The 516-nt window shown below is 49.0% G+C and carries 1 protein-coding gene; it reads right to left on the reverse strand.

Annotation, left to right across the window (positions count from 1 at the left end; all coding sequences use genetic code 11):
• Window positions 1–516, reverse strand: a 516-nt coding sequence (locus tag R7093_RS28175; RefSeq protein WP_318147400.1) for a glycosyltransferase, incomplete at both ends; no start/stop codon positions are given.

Consider the following 516-nt stretch of genomic DNA (forward strand, 5'->3'; position numbering starts at 1 on the left):
CACACGTCTTCGACGTCGGCGACGATGTGTAACATGTGTTTGTAAGGCATCAGAGCCGGAAATGGCGTGCTAATAACGGGCGTACCCGTTGCTAAATACTCCAAAAGTTTGAGCGGGTTACACGCTTTGATTTGTGCGTTGTCGACAAACGGTAGCCAACTTGCGTCCCAGTGTTGGGAATAGCTTGGCAATAAATGATGCGCGCGAGGCCCCAAGTAATGAACGTTATCTCGCTGTGGTAATGGATTGTGGGCAAACTCATTCGGTCCAATAAAAACCAAATCCCAATCCGGTGCGTGTTGGGCGACTTGGTCGATCAAACGATAGTCCAGCCAGTCAGACAAACTGCCATAAAAACCCAAGATTTTACGGCCATTGTTCGGCAAGTCGCTTGCCTTTTCTGCAGGCGTTGAAAATAGACTGAAATCGACCCCGTGTGGCAGTGTTGTGGTTTTATTATCCGGAAATCGAGCGGCCAGCTTGTCGCTTGCAGCAAGAATAAAATCGGCGCTATCA

This window comes from Vibrio sp. 1580, from assembly GCF_033340055.1.